At 71.1% G+C, this 26,810-nt stretch carries 26 protein-coding genes and 3 pseudogenes; 14 read left to right on the top strand and 15 right to left on the bottom strand.

Annotated features, from left to right (window positions below):
- Positions 1-99 precede the first annotated feature (99 nt).
- From V7E45_RS14050 to V7E45_RS14030, 5 genes are all read right to left on the bottom strand, one after another.
- Entirely contained in the window at positions 100-1,113 is a 1,014-nt protein-coding gene (locus V7E45_RS14050; RefSeq protein WP_333774468.1) for a hemolysin family protein, read from the bottom strand.
- A complete protein-coding gene (locus tag V7E45_RS14045; RefSeq protein ID WP_333774467.1) occupies positions 1,110-2,501 on the bottom strand; it encodes a hemolysin family protein in 1,392 nt (463 codons plus the stop codon). The genes V7E45_RS14050 and V7E45_RS14045 overlap by 4 nt, the downstream gene beginning before the upstream one ends.
- 174 nt (positions 2,502-2,675) lie before the next feature.
- On the bottom strand, positions 2,676-3,101 hold the full coding sequence (locus tag V7E45_RS14040) for a GNAT family N-acetyltransferase (RefSeq protein ID WP_333774466.1): 426 nt from the start codon (positions 3,099-3,101) through the stop codon (positions 2,676-2,678).
- 285 nt (positions 3,102-3,386) lie between these two features.
- On the bottom strand, positions 3,387-5,954 hold the full coding sequence (locus tag V7E45_RS14035; protein WP_333774465.1) for an ABC transporter permease: 2,568 nt from the start codon (positions 5,952-5,954) through the stop codon (positions 3,387-3,389).
- 4 nt (positions 5,955-5,958) lie between these two features.
- A complete protein-coding gene (locus V7E45_RS14030) occupies positions 5,959-6,771 on the bottom strand; it encodes an ABC transporter ATP-binding protein (protein ID WP_333774464.1) in 813 nt (270 codons plus the stop codon).
- Positions 6,772-7,110: 339 nt separating this feature from the next.
- Here V7E45_RS14030 and V7E45_RS14025 point away from each other — a divergent pair, with 339 nt between their 5' ends.
- The 5 genes from V7E45_RS14025 (at position 7,111) to V7E45_RS14005 (ending at position 10,514) form a co-directional block, all read left to right on the top strand.
- Positions 7,111-7,347 (top strand): hypothetical protein, encoded by a 237-nt coding sequence (locus V7E45_RS14025; RefSeq protein ID WP_333774463.1) that lies wholly within the window; start codon positions 7,111-7,113, stop codon positions 7,345-7,347.
- Between the two features lie 208 nt (positions 7,348-7,555).
- Positions 7,556-7,771 (top strand): hypothetical protein, encoded by a 216-nt coding sequence (locus V7E45_RS14020; protein WP_333774462.1) that lies wholly within the window; start codon positions 7,556-7,558, stop codon positions 7,769-7,771.
- Between the two features lie 433 nt (positions 7,772-8,204).
- Positions 8,205-8,600 (top strand): hypothetical protein, encoded by a 396-nt coding sequence (locus V7E45_RS14015; protein ID WP_333774461.1) that lies wholly within the window; start codon positions 8,205-8,207, stop codon positions 8,598-8,600.
- A gap of 218 nt (positions 8,601-8,818) precedes the next feature.
- A complete protein-coding gene (locus V7E45_RS14010) occupies positions 8,819-9,430 on the top strand; it encodes a hypothetical protein (protein WP_333774460.1) in 612 nt (203 codons plus the stop codon).
- 205 nt (positions 9,431-9,635) lie between these two features.
- Positions 9,636-10,514, top strand: a complete 879-nt coding sequence (locus tag V7E45_RS14005; RefSeq protein WP_333774459.1) for a hypothetical protein — start codon at positions 9,636-9,638, stop codon at positions 10,512-10,514.
- Positions 10,515-10,631: 117 nt separating this feature from the next.
- Here the strand turns inward: V7E45_RS14005 and V7E45_RS14000 are convergent, their stop codons facing one another.
- The gene (locus tag V7E45_RS14000; RefSeq protein ID WP_333774458.1) at positions 10,632-11,018 is read right to left on the bottom strand and encodes a hypothetical protein; all 387 of its coding nucleotides are present in this window, start codon (positions 11,016-11,018) and stop codon (positions 10,632-10,634) included.
- A gap of 398 nt (positions 11,019-11,416) precedes the next feature.
- Positions 11,417-11,560, bottom strand: coding sequence for a hypothetical protein (locus V7E45_RS13995; RefSeq protein WP_333774457.1), 144 nt, complete (start codon positions 11,558-11,560; stop codon positions 11,417-11,419).
- A gap of 340 nt (positions 11,561-11,900) precedes the next feature.
- Here V7E45_RS13995 and V7E45_RS13990 point away from each other — a divergent pair, with 340 nt between their 5' ends.
- Positions 11,901-12,482, top strand: a complete 582-nt coding sequence (locus V7E45_RS13990; RefSeq protein WP_333774456.1) for a hypothetical protein — start codon at positions 11,901-11,903, stop codon at positions 12,480-12,482.
- 77 nt (positions 12,483-12,559) lie between these two features.
- Positions 12,560-12,844 (top strand): hypothetical protein, encoded by a 285-nt coding sequence (locus V7E45_RS13985; RefSeq protein WP_333774455.1) that lies wholly within the window; start codon positions 12,560-12,562, stop codon positions 12,842-12,844.
- Positions 12,845-13,112: 268 nt separating this feature from the next.
- Here the strand turns inward: V7E45_RS13985 and V7E45_RS13980 are convergent.
- Together V7E45_RS13980 and V7E45_RS13975 are read right to left on the bottom strand one after the other, a co-directional pair.
- Positions 13,113-13,209, bottom strand: a pseudogene (locus tag V7E45_RS13980).
- A gap of 86 nt (positions 13,210-13,295) precedes the next feature.
- Positions 13,296-15,698: a DEAD/DEAH box helicase gene (locus V7E45_RS13975; protein WP_333774454.1), complete on the bottom strand. Its 2,403-nt coding sequence runs from the start codon at positions 15,696-15,698 to the stop codon at positions 13,296-13,298.
- Between the two features lie 856 nt (positions 15,699-16,554).
- Here V7E45_RS13975 and V7E45_RS13970 point away from each other — a divergent pair.
- Positions 16,555-16,869: a hypothetical protein gene (locus tag V7E45_RS13970; protein ID WP_333774453.1), complete on the top strand. Its 315-nt coding sequence runs from the start codon at positions 16,555-16,557 to the stop codon at positions 16,867-16,869.
- A 289-nt stretch (positions 16,870-17,158) separates the two neighbouring features.
- Positions 17,159-17,311: pseudogene (locus V7E45_RS13965) on the top strand (maleylpyruvate isomerase family mycothiol-dependent enzyme); the annotation flags it as partial.
- A gap of 61 nt (positions 17,312-17,372) precedes the next feature.
- Here the strand turns inward: V7E45_RS13965 and V7E45_RS13960 are convergent.
- Positions 17,373-17,909 carry a hypothetical protein gene (locus V7E45_RS13960; RefSeq protein ID WP_333774452.1) on the bottom strand — a complete coding sequence of 179 codons (537 nt, stop codon included), beginning with the start codon at positions 17,907-17,909 and terminating at the stop codon, positions 17,373-17,375.
- A 723-nt stretch (positions 17,910-18,632) separates the two neighbouring features.
- Between V7E45_RS13960 and V7E45_RS13955 the strand changes: the two are divergent.
- Together V7E45_RS13955 and V7E45_RS13950 are read left to right on the top strand one after the other, a co-directional pair.
- A pseudogene (locus tag V7E45_RS13955) lies at positions 18,633-18,770 on the top strand (Ku protein); the annotation flags it as partial.
- Positions 18,771-18,790: 20 nt separating this feature from the next.
- The gene (locus V7E45_RS13950) at positions 18,791-20,035 is read left to right on the top strand and encodes a low temperature requirement protein A (RefSeq protein WP_333774451.1); all 1,245 of its coding nucleotides are present in this window, start codon (positions 18,791-18,793) and stop codon (positions 20,033-20,035) included.
- Positions 20,036-20,184: 149 nt separating this feature from the next.
- Here the strand turns inward: V7E45_RS13950 and V7E45_RS40605 are convergent, their stop codons facing one another.
- Positions 20,185-20,565, bottom strand: a complete 381-nt coding sequence (locus V7E45_RS40605; RefSeq protein ID WP_443056038.1) for a transposase — start codon at positions 20,563-20,565, stop codon at positions 20,185-20,187.
- A gap of 14 nt (positions 20,566-20,579) precedes the next feature.
- Positions 20,580-20,900: a transposase gene (locus V7E45_RS40600; protein WP_443056035.1), complete on the bottom strand. Its 321-nt coding sequence runs from the start codon at positions 20,898-20,900 to the stop codon at positions 20,580-20,582.
- Positions 20,901-20,913: 13 nt separating this feature from the next.
- On the opposite strand from V7E45_RS40600, the gene V7E45_RS13940 reads away from it, so the two are divergent.
- A complete protein-coding gene (locus V7E45_RS13940; RefSeq protein ID WP_443056034.1) occupies positions 20,914-21,036 on the top strand; it encodes a hypothetical protein in 123 nt (40 codons plus the stop codon).
- A gap of 84 nt (positions 21,037-21,120) precedes the next feature.
- Here the strand turns inward: V7E45_RS13940 and V7E45_RS13935 are convergent, their stop codons facing one another.
- From V7E45_RS13935 to V7E45_RS13925, 3 genes are all read right to left on the bottom strand, one after another.
- Positions 21,121-21,453 (bottom strand): STAS domain-containing protein, encoded by a 333-nt coding sequence (locus V7E45_RS13935; protein WP_333774450.1) that lies wholly within the window; start codon positions 21,451-21,453, stop codon positions 21,121-21,123.
- Positions 21,454-22,477: 1,024 nt separating this feature from the next.
- The gene (locus tag V7E45_RS13930; RefSeq protein WP_333774449.1) at positions 22,478-22,924 is read right to left on the bottom strand and encodes a hypothetical protein; all 447 of its coding nucleotides are present in this window, start codon (positions 22,922-22,924) and stop codon (positions 22,478-22,480) included.
- Between the two features lie 26 nt (positions 22,925-22,950).
- Positions 22,951-24,495 carry a restriction endonuclease fold toxin-2 domain-containing protein gene (locus tag V7E45_RS13925; RefSeq protein WP_333774448.1) on the bottom strand — a complete coding sequence of 515 codons (1,545 nt, stop codon included), beginning with the start codon at positions 24,493-24,495 and terminating at the stop codon, positions 22,951-22,953.
- Between the two features lie 1,541 nt (positions 24,496-26,036).
- Between V7E45_RS13925 and V7E45_RS13920 the strand changes: the two genes are divergently transcribed.
- Positions 26,037-26,300 (top strand): helix-turn-helix transcriptional regulator, encoded by a 264-nt coding sequence (locus tag V7E45_RS13920; RefSeq protein ID WP_333774447.1) that lies wholly within the window; start codon positions 26,037-26,039, stop codon positions 26,298-26,300.
- 159 nt (positions 26,301-26,459) lie between these two features.
- Positions 26,460-26,810 (top strand): DUF6083 domain-containing protein (locus tag V7E45_RS13915; protein ID WP_333774446.1); only part of this gene is annotated, 351 nt, incomplete at its 3' end.

The following is a 26,810-nucleotide window of genomic DNA, read 5'->3' as shown; positions in this document are numbered from 1 at the left end:
CCCGGCGGCATACCCGTCGGTCGGTCGGCCTCGATCGCACCAGTGGCGCTCGGCCGGCCCGGGGGCCGGGGGGCCGCCCCCGGCCCCCGGCCGGCGCCCTCAGGCGGGCTGGCCGAACAGCTGCCGCAGCACGTCCTCCATCGTCACCAGGCCGGCCAGCCGCCCGTCCTCGCCGAGGACGGCCGCCAGGTGCGTACGGCTGCCGCGCATGGCGGTGAGCACGTCGTCCAGCGGGGTGGTCTCCCGCACGCGCGCGATGGACCGCATGTCCCGCAGCCGGAACGGCAGGTCTCGGGGCGAGGCGTCCAAGGCGTCCTTGACGTGCAGGTAGCCCACGATCCGGCGGCTCTCGTCGACCACGGGGAAGCGGGAGAAGCCCGACATGGCCGACAGCCGCTCCAGCTGTTCCGGGGTGACGCCCACGCGCGCGTAGACCACCCGCTCCAGCGGCACCACGACGTCCCGCACCGGGCGGCTGCCCAGCTCCAGCGCGTCGTGCAGCCGCTCCTGCGCCCGGTCGTCGATCAGCCCGGCCTCGCTCGCGTCCTTGACGATCTCGGCGAGCTGGGTGTCCGTGAAGGTCGCCGCGACCTCGCCCTTGGCCTCGACCCTGAGCAGCTTCAGCAGCCCGTTCGCGAAGGCGTTGATGGTGAAGATCACCGGCCGCAGCGCCCGGGACAGCGCGACCAGGGGAGGGCCGAGCAGGAGCGCGCTGCGCACCGGCTCGGCGAGCGCGATGTTCTTCGGCACCATCTCGCCCAGGAGCATGTGCAGGTACGTCGCCAGGGTCAGCGCGATCACGAAGGACACGGCGTGGCCCGCGCCCGCGGGCACGCCGAGCGTGTGGAACACCGGCTCCAGCAGGTGCGCGATCGCCGGCTCGGCGACCACGCCAAGGACCAGCGTGCACAGGGTGATGCCCAGCTGGGCGGCGGCCAGCAGGGCGGACACGTGCTCCAGGCCCCACAGCACGCTCCGCGCCCGCCGGTCGCCCTCCTGGGCCAGCGGCTCGATCTGCGATCGGCGCACGGAGATCAGGGCGAACTCCGCGCCCACGAAGAACGCGTTGACGACCAGCGTCGCCAGTCCGATGAGCAGCTGTACGGCGGTCATCGCGCCCCCTCCGTCGTCCCGTCGCTCCGCGTGGCGCCCCGTCCGGTGCCTCGCGCGGCGCCCCGCCCCTCGTCCCGCTCGTCGTCCAGTGGCGCGTGCAGCAGCACCCGGGCCGCCCGCCGGCCCGAGGCGTCCACGACGTCGAGGCGCCAGCCGGCCACCTCGACCACGTCCCCGACCGCGGGTATGCGGCCCAGCTCGGTGGCGACGAGACCGGCCAGGGTCTCGTACGGCCCCTCGGGGACCCGCAGGCCCACGCGCGCGAGCTGGTCCGTACGGGCGGCGCCGTCCGCCGAGTACAGGGCGCGGCCCTCCTCGTCGGCCCCGGCGGGGGCCAGGTCGGGGGTCTCGTGCGGGTCGTGCTCGTCCCGGACCTCGCCGACGACCTCCTCGACGATGTCCTCCAGCGTCGCCACGCCCGCCGTGCCGCCGTACTCGTCGATGACGACGGCCATGGTGCGCTTGCCGGACAGCCGGTCCAGCAGCCGGTCGACGGTCAGGGACTCGGGCACCAGCAGCAGCTCGCGCATCACCTGGGTGACGGAGCGGTTGCGCCGCTCCTCGGCGGGCACCGCCAGCACGTCCTTGATGTGGGCGACGCCGACGACCGAGTCCAGGCTGCCGTGGTAGACCGGGAACCGGGACAGGCCGGTCGCCCGGGTCGCGTTCGCCACGTCCTCGCAGGTGGCCTGGGCGTCGAGGGCGACGACCTGCACGCGCGGGGTCATCACGTTCTCCGCCGTGAGGTCGGCCAGGTTCAGGGTCCGGACGAAGAGCTCGGCGGTGTCCGCCTCCAGGGCGCCCGCCTTGGCGGAGTGCCGGGCGAGGGCCGCCAGCTCCTGGGGCCCGCGCGCGGAGGCCAGCTCCTCGGCGGGCTCTATGCCGATGCGGCGCACACACCGGTTGGCGGTGTTGTTCAGGTGGCTGATGAAGGGGCGGAAGGCGGCGCTGAACCAGCGCTGGGCGCTGCCCACCCGCTTGGCCACGGCCAGCGGCGAGGAGATCGCCCAGTTCTTGGGCACCAGCTCGCCGACGACCATCAGGAACACCGTCGACAGGGCCGTGCCCAGCACCAGCGCCACGGAACTCGCCGCGGTGGGCGTCAGGCCCATCGCGCGGAACGGCCCGGCGAGCAGCTTCGCGATCGACGGCTCGGCGAGCATGCCGACCACCAGGTTGGTGACGGTGATGCCGAGCTGGGCGCCGGAGAGCTGGAAGGTCAGGTTCCGTACGGCCTTCAGGGCGCCGGCGGCCCCGCGCTCGCCGCGCTGGGCGGCCCGCTCCAGCTCACCGCGATCGACCGTGGTCAGCGAGAACTCGGCGGCGACGAAGGCGCCGCAGGCGAGCGAGAGCAGGATCGCCACGAGGAGGAGGAGCACTTCGGTCATCGGGTCACCCCCGTCCCATGGTCGGACAGGGCGGGGTGGATCGCGCGGTGTCGGGGACCGGGAGGATCGCCCATGGGCGGACGCTCACAACCTTTCATGGAGGGCCGAGTGCTCCCTCAATGGTAAAGGATGGGCAAAGAGACCCCGGATGCCGGTCCCCGAGCCCGTCGTGACTCAGTCGGCGAGGGGCTTCACCCAGCGCCGCCACCGCTCCTCCGGCGCGTACCCGGCCGCCCGCCAGGCGTGCTGTGCCCGCTCGTTGCGCACCAGCACCATCGCGTCCCCGCGCCGTCCCCCGAGCCGTACGAACCGCTCCTCGGCCGCGGCCAGCAGCGCCGAGCCGATCCCCTGCCTGCGCAGCTCCGGGAGGACGGCGAGCCGGTACAGGTGGCAGCGCCAGCCGTCGAAACCGGCGATCACCGTGCCGACCAGCTCCCCTTCCCGCTCGGCGAGGATCAGCGCCTCGGGGTCGCGCTCGACCAGCCGCTCCACCCCGGCGCGGTCGTCGCTGATGCTGGTCCCCTCGGCGGCCGTCTTCCAGAAGGCGAGGACGCCGTCGAGGTCGGCGGGCCGGGCGGCACGTATACGCGGTTCCGTCATGCGGGCCACCCCATCACGGGAGACCGCTCGCGCCCGCGAATTCCACCATGCGGACGTGCGGACGGGCCGCGCCCGTACCGCCCGGAACGCGCCCCACGCCGGTGCCGCGCTCCAATGTGTCCCCGCCAACCGGCCCGGCGTGACGCGCCCCGCGCCGGCGCCGCCCGGAACGCGCTCCGCGCCGGTGCCGCCCGGAACGCGCTCCGCGCCGGTGCCGCCCGACGCGCCCCGCGCTGGTGCCGCGCTCCAACGTGTGGCCGCAAACCCGCCCGGCGCGACGAGCCGTCACTCGTGCGCGATGGCCGCGAGCACGTTCATCCGGGACGCCCGCAGCGCCGGCAGCAGGGCCGCCACGATGCCCACGACCGCCGAGCCGATCACGACCACCACGATCGTGCTCCAGGGGATCGCGAGCGCCGTCATGCCCTGCAGGGCCAGCACCCGCTGGACGCACACGCCCCACACCAGCCCGAGACCCAGGCCCAGGACCGCGCCGAACACCGCGATCACCACCGACTCCAGCCGGATCATCCGCCGCAGCTGCCGCCGGCCGAGCCCGATCGCGCGCAGCAGCCCGATCTCCCGGGTGCGCTCCACCACCGACAGCGCCAGCGTGTTGACCACCCCGAGCACCGCGATCACGATCGCCAGGCCCAGCAGCGCGTACACGAGGTAGAGCAGGACCGCGATCTGGTCGTGCACCAGCTTCTTGTAGTCGGCCTGGTCGCGGACCTGGACCTGCGGATAGGACTTCAGCGTCCGCTCCAGCCGCGCGCGCAGCACGTCGGCGCCGGTGCCGGGGGCCCTGTCGACGTAGAGCGCGGCGTCCTGGCCGCCGGGCACGTACTTCTCCACGGCGGCGATGCCGAGGAACAGCCCGCCCTGCGTGCCGAATCCGCCGCTGCCGTCCTGGTCGGTGAGGGCGCCCACCGTCATCCGGGCCGTCCGGCCGCCGGGGAAGCCGACGGTGACGGTGCTGCCCAGGCGTACCCCGTGGTCCCGGGCGAAGGCGGCGTCCATGCCGAGGCCGCCTTCGGCGAGCGCGGCGGCGGTGTTCCCTGCCGCGTAGGCGACATGGGCGACCCGGTCGAGCCCGGTGTCGTACCCGGCCGCCGTCGTGGTCACCCGCTTGCCGTCGGGCAGCCGGACCGCCACCGGTGCGAACCGCTGCCGCACCACGAGCCGTACCCCCTCGGTGCCGCGCACCTTGTCGGTGATCTCCCTGGTGAACGGCATGAAGTTGGCGTTCTGCACGGTGAAGTCGGCGCCCAGCGTCTTGTCGATCTGCCGGTCGAACGACGCGGACATGGAGGCACTGGCCACCGACATCCCGCCGACCAGCGCCAGGCCCACCATCAGCGCGGCCGCGGTGGCCCCGGTGCGGCGCGGATTGCGCAGGGCGTTGCGCTGGCTCATCCGGCCGACCGGACCGAACAGCGCCGGGAAGGCGCCGCCCAGGACCCGGATCACCGGCCGCACCAGCAGCGGCCCCGCGATCACCGTCGCGACCAGCGTCAGGACGACGCCGACGCCCAGCAGGGAGGCGGCCGAGCCGGTCCGCGAGGCCGTCGCACACCCGGCCAGGGCGGCCGCGCCCACCGCTCCCACCAGCGTTCCGGTGATCGCCCGCGCCTTCAACGGCTTGCCCGTACCGGCGACTTCGGCGTCCGCGAGGGCGGCCATCGGCGAGACGCCCGCCGCGCGCCGCGCGGGCAGGTACGCGGCGACGAAGGTGACGCCGACACCGACGGCGTACGCCGCCACGGGCGTGCCCCAGCCGATCACCATCTCCGTGGTCTTCAGGTTCATTCCGAACGCGCTCAGCAGCCGGATCAGCCCGAACGCCAGTCCGATCCCGGCCGCCAGGCCCAGGGTGGAACCGGTGACACCGAGCAGCACCGCCTCCGTGAGCACCGACCGCCGCACCTGCCGCCGGTCGGCGCCCAGCGCCCGCAGCAGGCCGAGCTCGCGCGTGCGCTGGGCGATCAGCATGGAGAAGGTGTTGACGATCAGGAAGACGCCGACCAGCACCGCGATGCCGGCGAAGCCGAGCATCACGTACTTGATGACGTCCAGGAAGCCGCCGAGGTCGGCCGCGGCCGACCTGGCCCGCTCGTCGGCGGTCTTCAGGTCGTACGGGCCGGGGCCGATCGCCTCGCCCACGCGCCGCTTGAGTTCCCGGTCGGTCACGCCCGGGGCGGCGTCCACCGAGATGCCGGTGGCCCGGTCGGCGGAGCCGAGCAGTTCACGGCCCGCCACCGCGGGGTCCAGGAAGACCAGGGCGGAACCGGGGTTGGTGGTCGTGAACGTGGCGATGCCGACCACCCGCACCCGGAACGTGCCGGGCTGGGCCTGCACCGCCAGCGTGTCGCCGATCCGTACGTGCTTCTTGCCGGCGGTGTCCGCGTCGAGGAGCGCCTCGCCCGCACCGTGCGGCGCGTGCCCGGAGGTCAGCTTCACCGGGCTGCGGCGGGTGACGTACCAGGAGGTGGCGATGGTGGGGGCGCCGCTCGTCGGGCCGACGGACCGGTCATGGCGGTCGACCACCACCACGTACGGCACCGAGACGTCCGCGTGGGCCGCCGCGACGCCGTCGACCTTCGCCACCCGGTCCCGCAGGGCCGCGGGGACGGTCCGCACCGCGCCGCTCGGCGCCCGGGACCTCAGGTCCTCCTTCGGTTCGACCGTCACATCGGCGGAGGTCGAGGCGAACAGCCGGTCGAAGGTGCGGGCGACGGTGTCGGAGAAGATCAGGCTGCCCGCGACGAACGCCACGGACAGGACGACGGCCAGCGCGGACAGCGCCAGCCGGCCCTTGTGCGCAAGGAAGCTGCGCAGGGTGGCCTTGAGCACCGGGTCAGTCCTCCCGGGCGCCGGCGTCGCCGCCGAGCCGTCCGCGCACCGCGTCGAAGGCCTTCATGCGTTCGAGCACGGCGTCCGCCGTCGGACGCTCCATCTCGTCCACGATCCGCCCGTCGGCGAGGAAGAGCACCAGGTCGGAGTGGGCGGCGGCGCCCGGGTCATGGGTGACCATGACGACGGTCTGCCCGAGGTCGTCCACGGCGTCGCGCAGGAAGCCCAGCACTTCCAGACCCGCCCGCGAGTCCAGGTTTCCGGTCGGCTCGTCGGCGAAGATGAGCTCGGGACGCGAGGCCAGCGCCCGCGCGCACGCCACGCGTTGCTGCTGACCGCCCGAGAGCTGAGCCGGCCGGTGGGTCAGGCGCCCGCGCAACCCGAGGGTGTCGATGACCTGGTCCAGCCACTTCTCGTCGGGCCTGCGGCCCGCGATGTTCATCGGCAGGGTGATGTTCTCGGCCGCGTTCAGCGTCGGGATGAGGTTGAACGACTGGAACATGAACCCGATCCGGTCCCGCCTGAGCCGGGTCAGCTCACGCTCCTTCAGACCGGTGATCTCCGTGTCGCCGAGCCAGACCTGACCGGCCGACACGTCGTCCAGGCCCGCCAGGCAGTGCATCAGCGTGGACTTGCCCGAACCCGAGGGGCCCATCACGGCGGTGAACCGGCCGCGCGCGATGTCCACGTCCACCGAGTCGAGTGCGAGCACCGTCGTCTCGCCCGAGCCGTAGGCCTTGGTCAGTCCGCGCGCGCGGGCCGCGATCCCGCCGTCCGGTGCCCGCCCCGGCGCGTGCTCCGCAGCTGCTGTGGACAAGACCGCCTCCTGGGTCGTCGACTCCCTCGTCCCGGCCGAGGGTAGTGTGACCCGACCCACACCCGGTATCCCTCGTGGGGCCGAGGACAGGGGCGCGTGTAAGGGGCACCTTTCGGCGGGCTGGGGCTGGGGCTGGGGCTGGGGCTGGGGCTGGTTGAGCGTGTCGGGACGGTGCGGGACCGGCAACCTCCGGCGAGAGCCTGTCAGTCGTCTGCCCAGCGCCGGTCCGCCAGGGGAGCCGGTCGAGCGGGCGCGGCGCTCCCTCGGCGGCACGGTAGTGAGTGACGCCTGAGACACCAACAGGCGCCGCTCATCACCGAGTTGCTCATAGGAGAGCCGTTGCGCGCACGTTCGTTCCTCCTCGTCCTCTGCCTTCTTGTGTGCGGCATCGCGGCCTACGCCGCCGTCGTCCTCCTCGCCCACGCGGTGCCCGAGGCAGAGCTGCGAGAGGCGGCCCGGTGGATGGCCCGCGAGGCCGCCAAGGGCGCGGCCCGTGCGGCGGTCAAGCACTACGCACAGCGCTGGCTGCGAGCGCGGTCCGGCAACTCCACCGGCGACGACCTGCCGCAGCGCTGACCAAGCAGCGGGGCCCGCACCGGGCCCCGTGCCCGGCCAGGAGGCGCGCCAGTGCCTCCCGGCCGGGCCACGTCCGGTCGCAGGCCCGGCCACGAGCACCCGGGCCTCCCGGCCGGCCGGGAGGTGGCCGAGCGGGCGCGGCGATGCCGCGGCGGCATGGTCACCGTGAGGCTCACCGACGGGCGGCGGGCTCACAGAAAGGGCTGAGATGGACATCCTCTTCGCGCTGGTCCAAGTGGCTGTTCGCTTCCTCCTCGCGCAACACGTGGTCTGGTCGGCGGTGACCAGGGCCGCTGGCTGGGGCGTGGAGGAAGCGGCGGCCGCGGCGGCGGAGACCATCGTCGCCTCTCGCGTCGAGGCATGGCTGCGGGACCGGGACCGCCGGGCGCAGCAGGCTCAGCCCGAGGACACCGGCGACCGGTAGCGGTGACGGCTCCCACCCGTAAGGCGGGGGCGCGGGCGGGCGGCCCGGCCACCCTGCCACGCCTCGGGGGCCGAACGGCTGGGAAGACCCGTGCCCAGCCAGGCGCCCGTGCCCGGGGCCGGTCGCCCCTCACCGCGCTGTGCCTCCCCAGGGGTTGTCACCGCCTTCGGCAGGCCCGCCCTCACCGGCATGAGCTCGCCCGCCCAAGTCGCGAGACTGATTCGAACTCCAGTTCGACTGTGGTGGGGCGGCACCGACCTCGTCGGCATCGCCCCCGTCGAGGTGTTCGAGGAGTTCGCCGCCGCGGTGTGCGCCTTTGGCCGCTGCAAGGACGTCCGGAACTTCACCACCATGATCGCGCTCCTCACCAACATCGCCCGCCGCGAAGTCGAGGGGGGCCGTGATCTACGTCGAGTGGAACTACGGCCGAGACATGTGCACCTTGGCAATCGACACCGCCTGGAAGGCGCTCCAGGAGGAGGGCGCCATCCCTAAGGGCGAGCTGAAGCCGCTGATCGACGCGGTCAGCGCCAAGCAGGGCAAGCTGCTCCGCGCGGAGCCGATCGCCCAGCAGATGGTCGAGGACCGGATCCGGCTGCGTGGCGCGTTCGTCGATCTGGAGAACGAGTGGGCGACGTGGCAACCCACCGACGCCGACAGCCCCGGCCGGATCGGCGCCTCCTGTGTCCTGGTGTACGGCCTGATCCCCGAGGCCAACCAGGGCGCCATCGTCCACGCCCCGCTGCCGAACACGCCGCGCAGCAGCCTCGGGCGCGGCGTGCCGCCGACCGGGCCAGCCGCACCGTGTGGGCGGCGAATCGCCAAGTGACCTGCGGAAACAATGTGGCGGCTGATCCAGGGAGCCAACTAGGGCGCCTGTTGCGTCTCTAGCAGCAGTGAAGCGGGGAGGGGCCATGCGACCGCGTACGTAGTGAGCAGCGGGTGACGCTGCGGTTGAGCCGCCAGAGGCCGGGCCGAGTGAGGCAGCGGGAACGCGTCGACGCGGGAGGTGCGGAGGGGAAGCCGCGGCAGTGGCGTGACCTTACGGTGATCGCGAGCCTTCTGGCCGTCCTGGTCACCGTTCCGGGAACCGTGTGGGCCGTCCTGGTCGCCCAGTCCCAGTTGCAGCAGGCAGACGAGGCGGCGGTGAAAGAAGAGCGTGCCCAGGCATCCAGGGTGTCCGGTTGGGCAAGCCAGGATGCGCACGGCAAGTGGTTGTTTCACGTGATGAACCGGAGCCCTGATCCCGTCGCGCACGTGCACCTGTCCTTCGCGCCGATGATCCCTGACGCAAAAGTGTCACCCGTGTGGGCTGCCACGGTGATGAGCGTGCCGCCCTGTACCGACATGACGATCAAGCAGGGACAGCTCAAGTACAAACTCGACGACCCCCTTCGGAGAATGCCTGCCGACTCGTTCCTCTTGGTGGAGGCAACGCCCCCGAACGGGGAGAAGGGGTGGCGCTCCCTGGATGAGAACCGTTACTGGCTGTTGGGCGATGTCGGGTTCACCGATCGCAACGGTGTGGACTGGGTGAGGAAGGGCGGACGTCTGGAGCGTGGGGGAATGATTTCGTCGGTCGTGGGTCATGGAGTTCCTGGTCACGTCTTCGGCGCACCGACCTATCGCACGGTCGGGGAGTGCGGCGAGGGTACGTAGGGTCGAGCTGACGGACTGCGTTATGGCAGGTTCCTAGGCGGGAAAGCCCGCCGATCGGCGTCGCAGCGGCTGGTGGAGTTCGCGCGCGGCCGCCGGCCGGCTCATGGGCCCGTACCGCGGGCGGGCAAACCCGGCTCAGGTGCGTGCGGCACTCGAAGCCGGCGAGGACGTGCCGGCCGAAGTCGGGGGGCCGGATGGCAGGAACATGGTGCACCTGGTCGCCGCGATCGCTCTGGGAGCGCAGGAGGTCGGGGCGGACGCGCCGGCCGAAGCGTTCGCCGCCTCCGGGATGTTCGAACCGGCAGTCGAGGACTGGGCGCACATGCTGGGTGCCGCGGAGCGTGGCGAGGGGCCGCCGGTGGACTGGGGGCTGCTCCAGCAGAACGCGGACACGGTGGCTCAGGTGCAGCGGGCGAGTGACGAGGAGCTGGTGCGGGCACGGGAGGTACTGGTCGGCCTGCGCATGTTCTACGCGCTGTACATGCTGCACGGACTGCTCCTGCCGGACACCCCCGCACAAGCCACGCTGCGGCAGCGGATCGACGATCTCGGCATGTTCCTTGTCCTGGACCACGTCATCGCCATCAGCCCCTCCCTCATGGAACAGCTCGCCGAGAACCCTGACATAACGCTGCGCAGCAGGGAGGCGGCGGCCCACGTGCGCAGCAGGGCAGCTGAGGACCAGCGGGGCTGCGCCCGGGGCCGCGCGACGGTGTGCCAACGGCGGCCACGTCGCCCTCCCGGGGTAAGGGCACGTCTCCTGCACGCGCCAAGTACGCAAGATGTTGGGTTGACGTCGCGGACCGTGGCCGTCGCCGTAGGGTCGCCCACCGGGTCACCGGAGACGGACCTTCTCTCCCACCCGCTCCGCCTCGGAGGCCGGGACCCCGGCTCGGAGTGCGGCCTAGGGCCAGGTCAAGCCGGTGTGGAGAGCGTAGGCAAGAGCCACGGCCCGCTGTTGTTTCATCTCACGCAGCACCCACCCGATGCGGTCCTCGAAGCCCTCCAGCAGCGGGTCGCCAGCGGGCGTGGAGGCATCGGAGGGGAGGGTGAGGGCGTCGGGCTGGTCCAGCCATGGCGATGAAGCGGGGGATCTCGCGCTCTCACTCGGGCTTGGTGTCCGCGGATGCGGCCGTGAGCGCCGCCTTCAGCAGGGCCAACACTTCCGCGTCGGGGCGCGGCGCGTCGTCCCAGGTGGGGTTCAGCAGACCGGCGGCCGCCCGGGTGCGCCAGCGGTCGGGTCCTTGCCCAGCAGAGTGCGGGTGAGGGTGTCCAGCTGAACGTCGGGCCGGTCACCGTGGCGGACGACGGTGTGCCGGGCCTGCAGGGCGGCGGTGTAGGCCGAGCGGGCGGTGAAGCCTCTCCCCCACGTGCGGGCTCCCCAGCGCTGCAGGTGGCTCTGGAGAGTGATCAGGGCCTGCATGGGGTGCTGCGTGGACGGCGGGGCGAGGGCGTCGGTCAGCCGCATCAGGGCGCCAAAGGCGCTGCCGGCCCGTTGGGCGGGCCCGTCGGGGCCCATCACGAGGCGGATCGGTCCGATCATGCCTGCTTCGACCCGGGCGCCGGGTGTCGAGCGCACCTCGCGCATGACGCGAGCGCACCTCGCGCATGACGAAGCGGTCCAGGCCTCCTCGTTCGATGGCCTGCACCGTTCGCCACATCCAGCGGGCGAGATTCCTCGCGGCCGCCGCGGAGTCCGGCACGGCGGGCGTGGTGCAGTTGTCGTGCACGAGGCGTCCGAAGGCATCGCGTGTAAATCGATCTCGACCCGCACGGGCCACTGGGCGCACAAGGCGGCCAGCAACCGCGGGTTGGGACGGGGCGTGTCACCCAGGCGCACGTCGCGGATCCGCTCCAGCAGGCGCGGGCACAGGCTGCACCGCTGACCGAGACCGGGCACCGGGCCGGCGACCCAGCGCGCTTGCGACTGCTGCTGCTCGATCTCCGGCCTCCCCGCCACCATGCCGCTCGCGCGGCCCTTGCCGCTCACCGGCGCTCCAGCAGCATCGCGGCCAGCGTCATCGCCGCGATCGCGACTCCGGCCGCCTCCGCCGGAGGCGCGCCGGTCGCTCGCAGCATGCCGATCACCAGGCCGCCGCACAACGCCAGCACCAGCACCCACAGGGGCATTTCGACCACCTCTCGCGAGCGGAGCCTTTCCGCCCTCACCCTCCTGGGCCGAGAACCGCCCCCACCGAGAAAAATCTTGAAACGAATTTCGAGAGCACAGGGCCTCAGAGGAGGCCGTGCCCGCACGTCATCTGGTGGCTGTGCTGTCCCCGGTCGACGATGACCAGGAGGCATGACGGACAGACGGGGGTGGGCGTGGAGCTCGAGGCGTTCTTCAGCAACGGTGACGGATGGGGCGAGTCGTGGGTGCTCGACGTCGGGCGATCGCGCTGACCCGGCTCCTGCACGGCGATTTCGTCTCCTACGGGACCGACGGCCGGGACATGCACCTGAACAGGACATGCACCTGAACAACGACACCGTGCCCGTCGTCATCAAGGCCCACCGCGTCGTGATCGAGCGTCTCGCCCTCGAGCCGCCGGTGTGGCCGTTCCGGGCGTTCGACGGCCCGCGCGGATTCGGTTCGTACTGGCGTGACAACGACATGAGCGGCAGCTGGAAGGCCCGCCGCGACTGCGTGGAGGCGATCCTCGGCCCGACCAGAGACGCGCTGGAGGAACTGCAGGAGCTGGAGTGCGAGAGCCGGTTCCGCAACGGTCCGGCGGGCAGCTTCAAGAACCTGATCTTCGCCGCCGACGGCGAGAAGCCCGAGATGGTGCTGCGGGACGCGGTGAAACAACGACGTGGAGATCGTCCGCAACGCGCACACCTGCCTGGTGTTCACCGATCCGCTGCCGCCGCAGGGTCTCACCTGGCGGCAGATGGTCGCCTGATGGACGAAGAACCACCAGCCGGACACCGACGAGAAGACCGCCGCGAGCGGCCTGTACCGGCGCCTGTACCGGTCGCTGGACTCCGTGCCCGAGCAGCTGGTGATGCGGACGTACTGCGCCCGCTAGCGGCTTCGATCTGCCCGCGCTGATCCCGCAGGTCTACCTCCACTACGACCCCTACACCCGCCGCAGCGGCAAGCAGTCCGGCGCGCTGCCCCGCCAGCGGATGGACTTCCTGCTCCTGGCCCCGGACCGCGCCCGCATCGTCATCGAGGTCGACGGCGTCCAGCACTACGGCCGCCCCAACCCGCCCGACGACAAGGGGCGGATCACGCACACCGCCGTGCCGCGGCTGTACGCGGAGATGGTCGCCGAGGACCGGCGGCTGCGGCTGGCCGGATACGAGATCTACCGCTTCGGCGGCTGGGAACTCACCCAGCCCCACGCCGAAGAGCTGGTGCAGGACTTCTTCACCGAACTCCTCGCCCGGCACCAGAAACCGGCCTTGTAGATCGGTGTCGTCTCGCTGTGGAGCTGTAGCCGTGGAGGCTAAGCTCGCTCGCCCGCTGAGCGGGACCACTACTGTTCGAGGACAGCCGGTCAGCACCGTTGTGCCAGGAGGCCATGCGGCGGGAGAGGGTATGCGGCGGGACCGGCCCGCTTCGGACAGGTCCCGACCGGTACAGGCCCGGTGTCAACGGGTCTGCGGTGTCCCTGCGTTGCTTCGGTTTGCGGCCAGTAGCGTGCCAGGGAGCCCCGAGGGCCGGGGCTGGCTACGGCGGAGAGGGCAGGATTCGAACCTGCGTGGGCCTCCGAGGAGGCCCGACCGTGAGGCGAGCTCGCTGGTCCCCGATCAACCACTCCGGGCACCTCTCCCTTGCTCCCGGCCGCCGGTACTTCCCGGCTGCCGTTCACAAGACCGACTCTGGCAGGACCCGCTGACCGCGCCCTGACACATCCTGTTACTCCAGCACGGCCGGCACGGCGTCCTCGGCCGTCCAGTCCCCCTCGAACAGGGCGGCGACCAGGCTCACGTCCTCGTCGGGAACCCCACCGGTGCGGTGCTTGGTTCGGGCCTTGGCCAGCCAGGCGCCGATCCGAACGCTCTCGCCGTCGACGCGGATGCTCTCGCGGGCGGCGGGGATGCGGCCTTCGCGGTGCAGGAAGAGCTCCAGGAGCTGGACGGTCTCCTCGAAGGTACGGCGGGCGCGCCGTGCGGGGACGAGCGGGTTGGCCTCGAGGGTGAGGCCGAGGGCGGTCATCAGCTGTTGCTGGCCGGGGGCGAGGGTGGGCCAGGTGGTGAGCTGGCGGTGCAGCCAGGAGCCGATCTTCACCCCAGCGAACTGGGTGTCGCGGGTGAGGGTCGCGGGGTCGGCGCCGGTGGCGAGGTAGGCGCGCAGCAGGTGGTATTTGCGGTGCCAGTCCGCACCGTGGGGCAGGCGCCAGTCGGGGGCGAGGGCGGTGAGGGCCTCCGCCCGGTCGGGGTGGAGTTCGTTCTTGGTGGCGAGGTGGCGTTGTTCGGCGAGCCAGGCGCCGACGGGGGTGGTCGCGGGAGCGGCGAGGTGACCGTGCACCCGGTGGTAGTCGGCGGCCGCAGCGAGACGGGAGCGCCAGGCGGCGTCGTGCTTGTCCCAGATCATGCCCAGCGCGTCGAGCTCGGCAATCCAGTCGGCGTCGGCATCGGCGTCGAGGCGGCCGGCTTTCGCCGCGTCGCGCATGGTGGTGATGAAGGTGCCGAGCCGGTAGCCGGCGGGGTCGGTGTAGTCGGCGGGAACGTCGAGGTGGCCGTACTCGTCGCGGTAGGAGCGGGCGGCGGCGAGGCCGAGGCGGCGGGAGCGGGAGACGGCCGGGTCGCGGGGGTCGAAGGAGACCAGGTCCATCGCCTGGGCGATGCGTTCGGGGTGGACGGTGAAGTCGAAGTGCCAGCGGCGGGCGATGACCTGGCTGGTCTCCTTCGGCAGGCGGTTGGCCTTGTCGGGGAGGCGTTCGAGGATGCGGTGGTCGTGGCTGGCCAGCGCGCATGCGATCGCCCAGACGGGTTCGTACGCGGTGCCCAGGATGTTCTCGGCGTCGGCGCCGGGCGGGATGTAGACGGGGACGACCAGGCTGGCGGTCTTGCCGGAGACGTCCAGGCGCAGGGCGCGGCCGAGGGCCTGGACGCAGCGGATGACGCTGCGGGTGGGGTCGGCGAAGACGATCGCGTCGACGCTGGGGATGTCGACGCCTTCGGCGATCAGCTTCGAGTTGGCGAGGATCGCGACGTCGGCGGCGGCGAAGGAAGCGAAGATACCGGCGCGTTGTTCGGGGGTGTGCTCGCCGTGGGCGAAGAACAGCTGCGGGTCGACGCCGGGGACGAGGTCGGGGTCGGCCTTGGCCAGCAGGCGCAGGGTGTGCGGGAGTTCGCGGGCGAAGCGGCGGGCGTCGGAGACGAGATGAAAGTAGACCAGCACTTTCCTCAGGCCGTGCTCGGTCATGGCGCGCAGCACGGACAGGTGCAGGGCGGTGGTGCGCAGCGCACCGTCGTCCTCCGGCTCCTGGGCGGTGGTGCCTGCCGCGGGCGTGGTGCCGGGGACGGGCAGGTTCAGGCGGCGGCGCAGGTCGGTGTCGGTCAGGGTGGGCACCACGATGCGGTAGTCCGCAGCCCGGCCATCCGCCACGGCCCTCGCGAGCGGGTATTCCACGACCTTCTTGCCGTACACCTGCTCGTTGTCCATGGAATTGGCGAACGCGTCCACCTCCTCGCCCTGAGGGCGCTGGCGGCGCGGGCGGGTGAGGTCGGCGGACTCCGCCAGCTCCGGCGCGGCGAAAATCCTCGGGGTGGCGGTCATGTACAGGCGGCGGTCGGCGCGGATGCGTGTCGCGTCGTTGACGATCGCCCACTTCTTGTCGGCCCGGCCCGCGATCCGGTGCGCCTCGTCCATGACCGCCAGGTCGAACGGCGGCACCGCATACCCCGTGTTCTGAGTCTCCTCGATCTTGTTCAGCGAGTCGTAGGTGCAGATCACCGTCAGCGCCCGGATCTGGTCCTCCCCCTCCCCCACCACCGACATCAGCCCACCCAACGCGTACGGGTCGGCGGTCGACAGGACCCGGGCCGCCACCAGATCCGGCCGGCCGGCGGCGTCCATCGAGGACACGATCACCATGTGCTCACCGTGGCCGTCCGCCCGCCAGGCCAGCGCGGTCTGCGCCGCCAGATCGAGCGTGGGCACCACGAACAGCACCAGCCGTGCGCCGAGCTCGTCGGCCACCCGGATCGACACCAGCGTCTTGCCCGTCCCCGTCGCCGACACGAACAGCCCGCGGGTACCCGGGCGGTGCAGATGCCGGGCCAGCCGCTCCACCGCGTACACCTGGTCAGGCAACAACGTCTTCCGCCCCGACGTAGGAGGCGAGGTACCAGCAACGACGCTCATCGGACGGAAGCTTCCTCAGCAGGTGGCGAGCAGCAGGTCAGTCCCACACCCGCACACCGGCGGCACGCCGCACACGGCAGGGGGTCGGGCAGGTCGACCGGACGGGGGCATGGGCACAAGCGGCAGCCTAGAGCCCAGCACCGACACAACGGGCCTCACCACCCATCTCCAGCCAGATCCTGGCCCGGCCGCCGCGGGGCTACTGTCCTTGTGGCCGGATGCCCGGGATCGGCGGCCGCGGGGCAGTACTGCCGGGGCCGTACCCTGCGCTGCCAGCCAGCGGCATAGGGTGCGGGGGCGGGGTTGTGCCGGCCCGCCGCCGGTAAAGCCCCGCAACCTCTCACCCTGGGCAGGCAGCTCGTTGGCGTCACCCTGTAGGCGTCACGCGGTGACGGTTGCTGAACGCGGACGCCGCCGACGCCGCCAGGCCCGCGTCCTGCACCGCGGTGAACAGAAGCGGCTGTCCGACCGCTTGCGGACGCCCATAGGGGGTGTCGCTCGCGTACCAGGCGTCCCAGCATTCCGGGCAGTGGAACCGGACACGGGTGTGGGCGCCCCTCCAGCAGAAGCGCAGGCCGGCCTCGGCCTCGAAGGAGCCAGGCCGCCCGGCGGAACCCGCAAGCGTCCCGCCGGCCCCTCGGTCACCGCTTCCGGCGCCGGACGCAACCCTTCACCAGGGCCCCGGTCGCCACCGCGGCGACCGCAGCCGCCGCGCCCAGCTGGTGAGCCTGGACAAACTGGTCCGGCGTTTGAGTCTGTGACCTGCCGTTTCATAGAGCCGGACAGTGCCATCGCGGAGTGGGACATGTACTTCGAGGAGCCCGCGGCCGAGCTCCCGCCGATCGAGCAGCTCCTTGCATGGCCGTGGCCGGAGTGGGTCACTGCCCCCTTGAACGATGGTGTTGAGGTGTTCGCTCTGCCGCCGCGGTTGATCCGGGCATTGGCCGACGCCACCTCCGTTGAGCTGGAGGAGCTGGCAGATCGCTGGACCGCGAGGCTCAGGTCCGCCGACGGGGACGAAATGACCGACGATGATCTGCTGGCGGTCCTGCAGGCAGTGTCCCGGCTTGCGGCGTCTGCGGTGACCACGGGCGGCGGCCTCTACAGCTGGAGCTTCTGACCGTCCGGTGAACCTCTTCTTGGGCGGCGGCGTCGCCGTTTCTGGCTGGGCGAGCCAGGAAAATGACACGGCGCTGGGAATCCAGCACATGACATGGCGTGGGAAGTCCAAGAACCGTCGAGGTCAGAGGTGCGGCAGATGACACGGGTCGCGGGAACCTACACCTCTTTTCGGCGCTGGCCCACACCGGCCGGGGCGATGAAGCTGCCGCAGGTGCCGCTTGCGTCCGTTGCCGGCTGAGTTGTGGTCCGGCCTGTCGGGGCCTGCCATCGAGTGTGGAGCGGTTACGGACTGCACCATCCTCATCGAGCCGGTCACGTTTCTCCTGATGGCGCTCGGGCGCCGGGGCCAGTGGGGTCCCCTCGCTCAGGGCCGCATCCTGGTCGGGGGGCGCAAGCCCTGGCTCGCTCCGCGTTTCCCGGCTCTGTTCAAGGCGCCCTGAGCGCGACGGGCCGCGGCGGCCCGACGGTGGCCGGCTGCCTGTGGTCGTACGAGCTCGGTGGTCACCCGGGTTCGGGGGCGGTGACGGCCGGGACGGCGCCGAGGAGGCCGAGGAGGGTCTCGCGGTGGAGGTCCGCGATCGGGCCGAGGAAGTCCGGGTGGCGCAGCAGGGGGGCCGCGCGGTGGTCGCGCGGGCTGGGGATGGTCAGCCGGCGCGCGTCGCCCACGCTGTCGGGGCCGTGGTGGGTGGCGGCCAGGCAGGCGGCGGCCAGGGCGGCGAGGTCGGCGTCGGCCAGCAGGCAGGCCGCCCAGCTGACGACGGTCTCGTCGACCTGGGTGCGCCAGGCGTGGGTGGCGTCCGTCAGCGGGGGTGCGTCGGCGCCGGTGACGAAGTCCAGCCGGCCGGAGCCGCCGGGGCCGAGCAGGTCCAGCAGTTCGGCGTCCAGCGCGGTGGGGTAGCGCAGGGCGGCGGCGATGGTGGCCGCATGGCCTGCCTGGGCTTCGGCCAGGGCCTGGTTCAGCGGGCCGGTGGCCGGGGGGAAGGCCGCCAGCAGCCAGCGTGCGGAGGCGGCGATGACGGGCGAGAGCGCGGTGGGCATGGTGGACCGTCCTGTGCGTATGCCCGCCTGTCCTGGGTGTTCCGGTGTGGGTGATCCGGTCGCGGGCACTGCGCGCCCGGGCGGGGAGGTGCGGACAACGGTACGGCGGCCTCCCCCGGGGGCGACAGGAGCTGCGTCACAGCCGGGGATCACCCCCTGGCCTTCGGCACTGGCTCCCCACTCCTTCACCGGGGACGCCCGGGTCAGCCGGGCGCAGGTGACGTCGAAGGTCGCCAACACGCTGGCGCGCGAGACGCTCCGAGAGGCATGGTCGGCCAAGCGGTCCAGGAGCACGGCGGTGGCGCGGCGCCGGTTACATTCGGTTCTGTACCGGTTGAACGTCGGCCGGTGTGCCTGGAGCGTCGCGGAGGCCCGCTGGAGTCCGGTTTCGGCTTTGCGGAGCTTCTGCTCTGCCTCCTGGTGCTCGCGAACCGCGGCTAGCCGTGCGCCGTGTGCAGGGCAGGCTCGGTCGCCTCCGCCCTCCGGGCGGATGTGATCATTCCAGTGGTTGAGCTGGGCTTGAGCGGCGCTGTGTTCCGCCGCGGAGGGCTGCTGCGGTGTCACTCGGGCCGTTGGCGGTGCCCTCGTAGGAGAACAGGCCCGCGCTCTAGGGGCCGTCGGAGGCAAGACCTCGCTTCTAGGGCCGGTCGGCAACGATGAGGAAGGTAGGAGGCGCCGGGGCTAGCCTGGCAAGCCCGCGGGTTGCGCTTGGGCTGGGGAGGGGCCTGGCACGGCCGCGAGCGGCTGGGCCTGCTCCGCGTCCACGACGACGCCCTCGTACTGCACCTCATGTACTGGCCGGACGAGATCCGCGACCCCACCGAGCTGCTGCCGCCCCCGGTGGAAGTGACCGAGGACGAATCGGGTTCCCGCTACGGAACGTGGTCGTCGCTCTGACGCGCACGATGTGGGTTGATGTACGCAACATCGAGGGCGGCGAGGTGGCTGTGGAGCAAGATTCGCGCGGAGATGGTGGTGGCGGTGCTGGTGAGCACGCAGCCGAAGACACGGCGGACCGGTCGGTCGGGACGCTGGAGCTGTTCTTCGACCTGGTCTTCGTCTACGCGATGTCCCAGGTGACGATCCTGATGTTGGCCGACATCTCCTGGGCGGGCTTCGGGCGCGGGCTCCTGGCGCTCGCCGCGGTGTGGTGGGCGTGGGTCTGCTACGCCTGGCTGACCAACACCTCCGACCACGCCGGGCCCGCGCACCGGCTGCTGATCTTCCTGGCGATGGCGGCGATGCTGGTTGCCGCGGTCGCATTGCCCCAGGCATTCGGCGGGCGGGCGCTGGTGTTCGGACTCGCGTTCCTAGCGGTCCGACTGATCCACGTCGCGCTGCTGGCTCTCGACGTGCGGGGCGAGGCCGACGTGGGTGCGCCCGCGCTGCGGCTGATCCCTTCCTTACTCGGCGGGCCGGCCCTGCTGGTGGCCGCCGCGTTCGTCGACACACCGGGGCGGGAGCTGCTGTGGATCGCGGCCGCGGTGATCGGCTTCTCGGGACCGGTTGTGATCGGTACGGCCGGCTGGGCTGTGGCGCCCGGTTACTTCGTGGAGCGGCATGGGCAGATCATCATCATCGCGCTGGGTGAGGCGATCGTCGGGGTGGGCGCCGGCGCCGAACACTCTCTGGGACGCCTGAGCGTGGTGACCGCCGTCCTGTTCGCGGTGCTGATCGCGGCCGGCCTGTGGTGGTCCTACTTCGGTTATCTCCGCGGCGGGGCCGAGCGGCGGCTGCGCGGTACCCGGAATGGGGAGCGGGCCCGGCTGGCGCGCGATTCCTACAGCTACCTGCACCTGCCGCTGGTGGCCGGGGTGGTCTTCTTCGCGCTCGGGGTGCACGAGGCCGTCGCGGGTGCAGACGAACCGCTCCCGCTGTTGCCCGCCGTGGCCCTGGCCGGTGGCGTCGCGCTGTTCTTCGGCGGCGACGTCGCCTACCGGTGGCGCGATCACCACCAGCTGGCCGTCGATCGCCTCCTTGCCGCACTTGGGGCTGCCGTGGTGATCCCGGTCGCTGGGGTGGCGCCGGCGTTGGCTGCCCTCGCCGGGCTCACACTCATCTGCCTGCTCCAGACGAGTTGGGAGCTCTGGCGTCACCCGGCGATCGGGCCGGTCGACAGCTCTTGAACCTTGAGCGCCTTCGACGTTCCCACTCGTCCTACCCTCGGGTGCCTACCCCGGGTGCCGCCAGCCTGGCGATGACGCGCTCCAGCCCGGGGTGCCAGGGGCGGGTCGAGGGGACGGATCACGGTGCCTGCGACCGCTGGGGTCCATCTTCAAACGGATCTTGCCCAGAGCAGGAATGACGCGAGACTGACCGCTGCCTCGTATGAGGCGACGATGTTGCGCCGACGGTAGATCTGCCGGTCGAAGGCCGGAGGCCGGCCGCCGTGACGCCCTCGGTTGTGGCGGTGCCGCTGCTGATCGGTCTTCTCGGGGATGGTGTGCGGGATGCCCCGTCGGCGGAAGTAGGCGCGGAGGCCGCGGGAGCTGTAGGCCTTGTCGGCCACGACCTGGTCGGGCCGGCAGCGGGGCCGGCCAAGGCCGGCGCGCGGGACGCGGATGCGCTCGAGGAGAGGCTGTGCACAGATGCCGTCGTCGCGTTGACCCGGGGTCAGCAGGATCGCGAGGGGCCGTCCGCGGCCGTCGCAGGCCAGGTGGATCTTTGTGGTCAGTCCGCCTCGGGATCGACCGAGGGCGTGATCGTCCGGTTCGTCCGGCCTGTGGATCCCCCTTTTCGGCCGGTGGCGGCAGCGTGCTGATGGGCACGGACGATGGTGGAGTCGATCTGGACAAGCCAGTCGATGTCACCGGCCGCATCCGAACGGGCCTGGATCGTCTGGAGGGCCTGGGTGAACACGCCGGTCAGGGCGTAGCGCCGGAAGCGGGTGTAGACCGTCTTCCACGGTCCGTAGCGTTCCGGCAGGTCGCGCCAGGAGATCCCGGTCCGGATCTTGTAGACCATCCCGTTGACGACCTGCCGGTCCGCCACACGCGGTCGGCCGGTGGCGGCCCGCGGTACCACCGCCGAAGCCCTCGGCGAGGTCTACTTCCGCGACAAGGGCCGCCGCGCCCACGGCCTCGAAGTCGAACTCACCGACCTCATCGACCTCGAATTCGAGCTGTAACCGCTTCCTCGCTGGCCCCGGCCGCCCTCGTCGACGAGGAGAACGGTTCCCGCTCCGGCCGCCACCCGCTGGCGGTCGGCGCCTTCACACGGTGGCAGGTGCGTCGCAGAGCAGATGATCGAGATTGAAGGTCGCCGGGTTCGTCTCCGCGGCCAGGCGCAGCAGCCGCAGCGGCTGCGCGCGCAGCCCCGTGACGGTCGTGCGGCGGCCCTGACGGCCGGGCGGGGCGGGGGCGAAGAGGAGGTGCAGGCCGGCGACGTCCATGAACGGCGTGTGGTTCAGGTCCCACAGCAGGTGGGTCACGTGTGCGGGGAGCGCGTCGGCCGCGGCGCGGAGCGGGGGCAGGGTGTCGAAGTCGATGTCACCGCGCACCGTGATGGTCGCGGTCGGCCCGTTGCGAGTGGTGATGGTGTTCATGCTGGGCGCGCCCCCTTCCGGGGGTTGTCGAGCCCAAAGACGAAGCACCCCGCGACCGCCGGGGTGCACGACGATGGCAGGGGGCCGGGTGCCCGGGATGGGGGCAACGCCCGACCGGTCTCGTTGTCTCCCCACCGCCCCACACCCGCGCGCCGTACCGCGAGGCCCCCTGCACGGAGGGACCGCTCACACGAGTCCGGCGCCCTTGGCCTCTGCTCGCTGGCAAGGTCGAAGCGAACACTCTGCGTGCCTGCAGCGTGCACGGCGTCGGCATTCCCGCACAGCGCGCGAGCACGACATCTCTCACAGACCAGGCGGCACTCGCCGACTGCTGGAGCCACCTGCTGCAAGAGTCACGACCAGATGGCCCCGAATTCCAGGGCCGGTGGGGGCCGGAGGCCACCGCTGAAGACGGCGGCGTTGGAAAGCCGGTGCCCGCAGGGCCGACGGCAGCCCGAGCCGTGATCGGCCCGGCTCGACCGCCTTCCCCCGCGGGGCCGGTCCGAACGCAACGGCTGCCGAACGACGGACTGACCGGTGATCCGGTGACTGAAAGGCGGTGTTCGGCCCGCTACGAGGCGGCCGTCATGCGGTGGGCGTGGGTGAGATGCGGGCTGCGGAAGCGGCCGTGGTGTCCGCGGGACAGGCACGTCACGAGGCCGACGGCGCCAACGGGGCGTCGGGACCGCGCGTCGCCGTGGCGAGCAGCCGCGTGAAGCGGCGTCATGGCTTGGTGCTGGATGAGTGGGCCGACCGGTGGAATGTGTGTAGTGATCCCGGCGGAATGTGTGCAGTGATCGCGTAGATCACTGAGTGCTCCGCGTGACGACTTCCCCAGGGCCCAACCCAGGGGTTCGCCCCTTGCGCATACCTCATGCGGTCGGCATACCGCAGGGTTCATGAGGCGTCAGCCCCTACGACACCACGCTTTGAAGGTGAGTAGCGATGACTAGGCCGGCCGGGTGTGGTGAACGCCCTGCAGTACAGGGTCCTGTTCGTCGTGCAGGTAACCGTCGAGGCGATATCAGTCGAGGCCGCCGGTCTCCTCGACGTGCTGCACGAGTGCCGCCACGATCCGTGGGCGAGTGGCGTCGGGGACGAGGGTGGGTTCCATACCTTCCTCGATTCCCCAGTCTGTGTTGAACATGACGGGTACGTCGGCCGGTGCCACGTTGTTCCGAAGCCAGAGGGCGACCCGGGCTGCCATGTGGGCGTTGCACTCCCGGATGGCCACGCCCTCGGGTTGGAGGCTGGCAAAGCCTTCCAGGGTCTCGTCGTCGAAAGTGATCCCGAAGATCATCGATGATCCGCGGACCGGGCCGTCTTCCTCGTCATCGATGCGGATGAACGTCTCCGGATTCCGCTCACGCAGCCGGGCTTCGAATCCCTCGAAGGTCAGCCCCCAGCTTTGCCCACGCGGTGGGGTGAAGACGAACATGGTGCGCAGTTCCGCGATCTCTTCCGGTTCCATAGCGGTACTTCCTGGGGTTGGGCTGGTCAGGGGACGTAGCGGGCGTGGCCTTTGACGCCGTAGGCCGCCATCATGATGCGCCAGTACTGGACGGCGTCCTGGTTGTTGGTGACCGTCTCGACACCGCGCATCTCCTTGTTGCGTGGGTCGTTGAGCGCTGCCGCGTACTTGCGGAGTTCCAAGCGGTCGCCCTTGTAGAGGAAGTCTCTGTCGCCGGTCGCGTGGTTCTTGCGGAGGTCTTCCAGCGAGCGGTAGCACCGTTGGTTCGGCTTGTTGACGTATTTTGCCTCGACTGCCATCCCGTCGAGGTTGCGGAATCCGTCCACCATGAGCGTGTTGGACGGACTGATTCCTGCTGGGATTGGTACCTCGAACTCCGGGAAGCCCGACACGCGTCTCTGGTAGGCCTGCTCGGCCGGCTTGCCGCCGGAGATATCCCCTTTGCGCAGAGAGTCGAGCCAGGTCTGGAAGTTCTGGCCCTGGCTGGGCGTGAGCTGGGGGAACCGCGGGTCGGGAGGCATCGCCGGAGGGACCGGCTGAATGTGCGGCGTGCTGTGAGGCAGGGGACGGTAAGCGGCCGGTACGAGCGTCGGGACACGGATCAGGGGGCCGAGGAACGGCGGGAGGTCGGGAAGGAAGCCGCCGTTGTCCGGTTGGGGCATCTTCACCCGGGACTGGGAGCTGTCCAGTGCGTGAGGGATGTTGCCGAGCGAGGTGATGCGTGTGTCGCCGGCTATGAGGTCATGCAGGCCGCCGTCGTGGCCGTCGCCTCCGAACTGTGGCTGTTCCCAGGGCCATAGGAAGTCGCCCTCGAGTCCGCTGTTCTCCAGAGGAAGGCGTTGCTTGGCGGTTTCGACGTGGTCGGCGTAGGCGTCGCAGGCGTTGGCGAGCATCGTGCAGGCTGTGGGGAGGTTCGCCAGGAGAGTGTCGTGATCACCCACTTCGCCGGGTGGTGGTGTCTTGCCGACGAACTTCTCGAAGAAGCCCTCGACCGCGTCAGCGGCGTGGCCTGCCTGATCGAGGGTGGCTGTCTTCCATGCGTCGCGAGAGTCCCAGTAGGCGTCGTGGAGAATCTTGGCCGCGCTGCGCCAGGTTTTGGCGACGGTCCGCAGCTTGTCCGGCTGGCCGAGGAAGCGCTCGTTGAAGAGGTACTGATCGATGCCGCTGGTCTCGCCGACAACGTTGGGCAAGTCCTCGGCGTTGTGGCTGGCGCGCGGAGTGCAGTCCGGGCCGGCCGGCTGATCACCGACCCCGGGTGTGAACGGGCTCTGTTCCAACAGCTTGGCTGCGACTTTGTCGTCACGCGTGAGGAGTTCCTCCGATGCGTTGAGCAGGGCTCCCGCGCCGCTTGCCATCACCTGGTGGGCAAAGCCTGACTGGTCGAAGACCGCCTTCACGGCTGCGGTGTACACCTCGGCAAAGGCTCTACCGGCCGCACCGTCACCCGCCATACCGCCATGAGCACTCAGTTCCGTGAACAGCAGGCCCACCATGTCGTAGACCAGATCCCGCAGCCCCACCATCGACCATGACGCGTTGACGAAGTTCTCCGTCTGATGCCGCAGATCCATCAATGCCCCGTTCGCTGCCGACGCCGGTGATCACCGTACATGGCCATGAAAAGCAAGCTCAGGCGAAGGGATGACGATGAGCCATCGGCGGTGACACGTCCTTCGGCCCCGCCCGCTGCACTCGTGCCTCCTCGAAGTCGGCAGTGATGATCCAGGGTTTCCGGTGCTGGCGGTTGGAGTCGTCAGGTAGCTGTCTCGTGGATCCAGGACAGGCCTCCCAGATCCAGCCTCTGGCGTGTTCGCGTGACTGCTACGTAGGCCAGACGGGCTTCGGCGTCATCGATCGGTTCGGGTAGCGGCGTGGGATCGTTGCTGTCCTTCGCCGAGTGCTCGCTCGGGCCGAATGGCTGCGGGCGTGGTCCTCACCTCGTGCCGCGTGCGAGGGTCCACTGCAGATCTCCCGAGTCCGGGCAAGCCTGCCACGACCCCAGCAGACCTGTTGCCGCCAGTCGGACAAGCGTGGCTGGTAGTTCCGCGGGCTGGACACCGCAGGCGCGCGCCATCTGGTCGAGTTTCCACCAAGCCACTGCTGGAATCCGGGTTCGTGTGCGCTGTGAGGTACACGCTGGCCAGTTGGGGCAGCGCTCCGATCGCGCCTACTGCGCGGGAGGAGCCGGCTCGCAGTACCCAGTCCGCGGCATGCCTTCGATCGGGGCGGGCTGGTGCTTGGCCGAGCAGAATGACATCGAGCAGTTCAGCGGCGATCTCGTTGGCTACGTTCTCGGGGGCTCTACGCAGCCATCGCGCTTGCTCCAACTCGCGCCACGGACCTGGGGCGGTGTTGAGGCGGAGGCTGCGCAGCACGCCCTCGGGCAGCCGGACTTGCATCCTGGTGTTCATGCGGAGCGCGCACTGCAGCGCGAGCAGGCGCGCGGCGGCCGAGCTGTCTGCCGGGAGCGCAGCGGCGAGGTAGCTGAGCATTTCGCGGACCCGGATTCTCTCACCCGGCCCTTTGGGGTGCCTGTGCCGCCGAGTGGTTGCAGGCTGCAGAGGTGCATGGGCGAGGGCGGTGTCGGGCACGACGGCGGCCTGTTCTGTCGCTGCGGCACAGGCACTGCAAGCGTCGACGAGTCGCCACAGCCGGCCGCCGCGTTCACATGCGAGGAGGAGACGGATGGGGCCGGCGCAACCGCGGTGGCGGGAGTGCCAGCGGCAGCCGCGTTCATGGCACTGGCAGATCCGTAGGTGTGGGGGACGTAGGTCACCGCGCGCATGTCGTGCGAGGTGGGCCAGGGCAGCTGAACGAGCAGAGAGTGCGGTGACCGGTGTAATGCCGTGTGGGCAGTGCTGGCATACGAGAACGAGCCCGCCGGCATGCGAGCGCAATTCCACGGTCCAGGCGCGCGGCGTCGCCGGACATGCTGTGCGCAGCCTCATGGGCGCGTGTTCCTCCAGTTGCTTCCCCGCTGGTCGTGCCCTTGGTCGTGGGGGCGGCCGCCCACCGTAGTGCAGACCTCTGCCCTCCGCGAACGTCGCCACCTGGGGAAATAGGGCAGACGTCTGCACTGACAGGGCAGGGTTCTGCACCGTCGGATGGACGGGTGACGATCTTGCCGCCCGATCCGGACCTTGACGCGCTGCGGTTGGAACTCGCGCGTCTTCGGGCCGCGCGCGGGTGGAGCTACGACGAGCTCGCAGCCCGCAGCGGCCTGGCCAGGCGCACGCTCATCGAGATCGAGCAGGGCCGCACCATCGGCACGCTGAAGACCTGGCACGCCCTCGCCCACGCCCTGGACACCCCGCTCGACAAGCTCTTCAGCACCCTGTGCCGCGGGCACAACTTGCCCGGCCCGGCCCAAGACTGACTCCCCGCCGGGCGCCTGCCGCAGATCACCCGAACCGGCGAGACCCGCTCGAACACGCGATCACACATTCGTACCCCAGTAGCACCGCATGAGGCTGACTGGGCGATCCGGCAGAGCCGCTGCTGCGGACCCGGCGTGTTGGCTGGCAGGTTCGCCGGCATGCGCTCCACACCTCCTCCCCCGGGCCGGCGCTGGGACGGCAGCCTGGTCAGCCACCGTGTACACCGGTCCCTGCAGATCGATCCCCACTGCGGCAGCCGACTCCTGCGCTGCGGCCAAAGCGGCCGGTGCCGCGAGTGCGGCAACCGGATCGAGTGGTACACCCGCCCCACCGGCATGCAGCGACAGTCCGTCCGCCTCCATCCGCACGAGCTGCCGACCTCCCGGGTTCCTGCCGGCTCCCGATGGCATGTCAGCTCCGGCATTGCCTACCCGGCGGCAGACGGCAGCAACTGGTGCCGTCTGCCACACGCCGTCGTCTGTCCCGCCCGCGCCACTCCCCCACCGAGG

Source organism: Streptomyces sp. IBSBF 3136 (assembly GCF_036815105.1).
Classification (GTDB): Bacteria; Actinomycetota; Actinomycetes; order Streptomycetales; family Streptomycetaceae; genus Streptomyces.
This window is presented reverse-complemented; position numbering and strand designations above follow the sequence as displayed.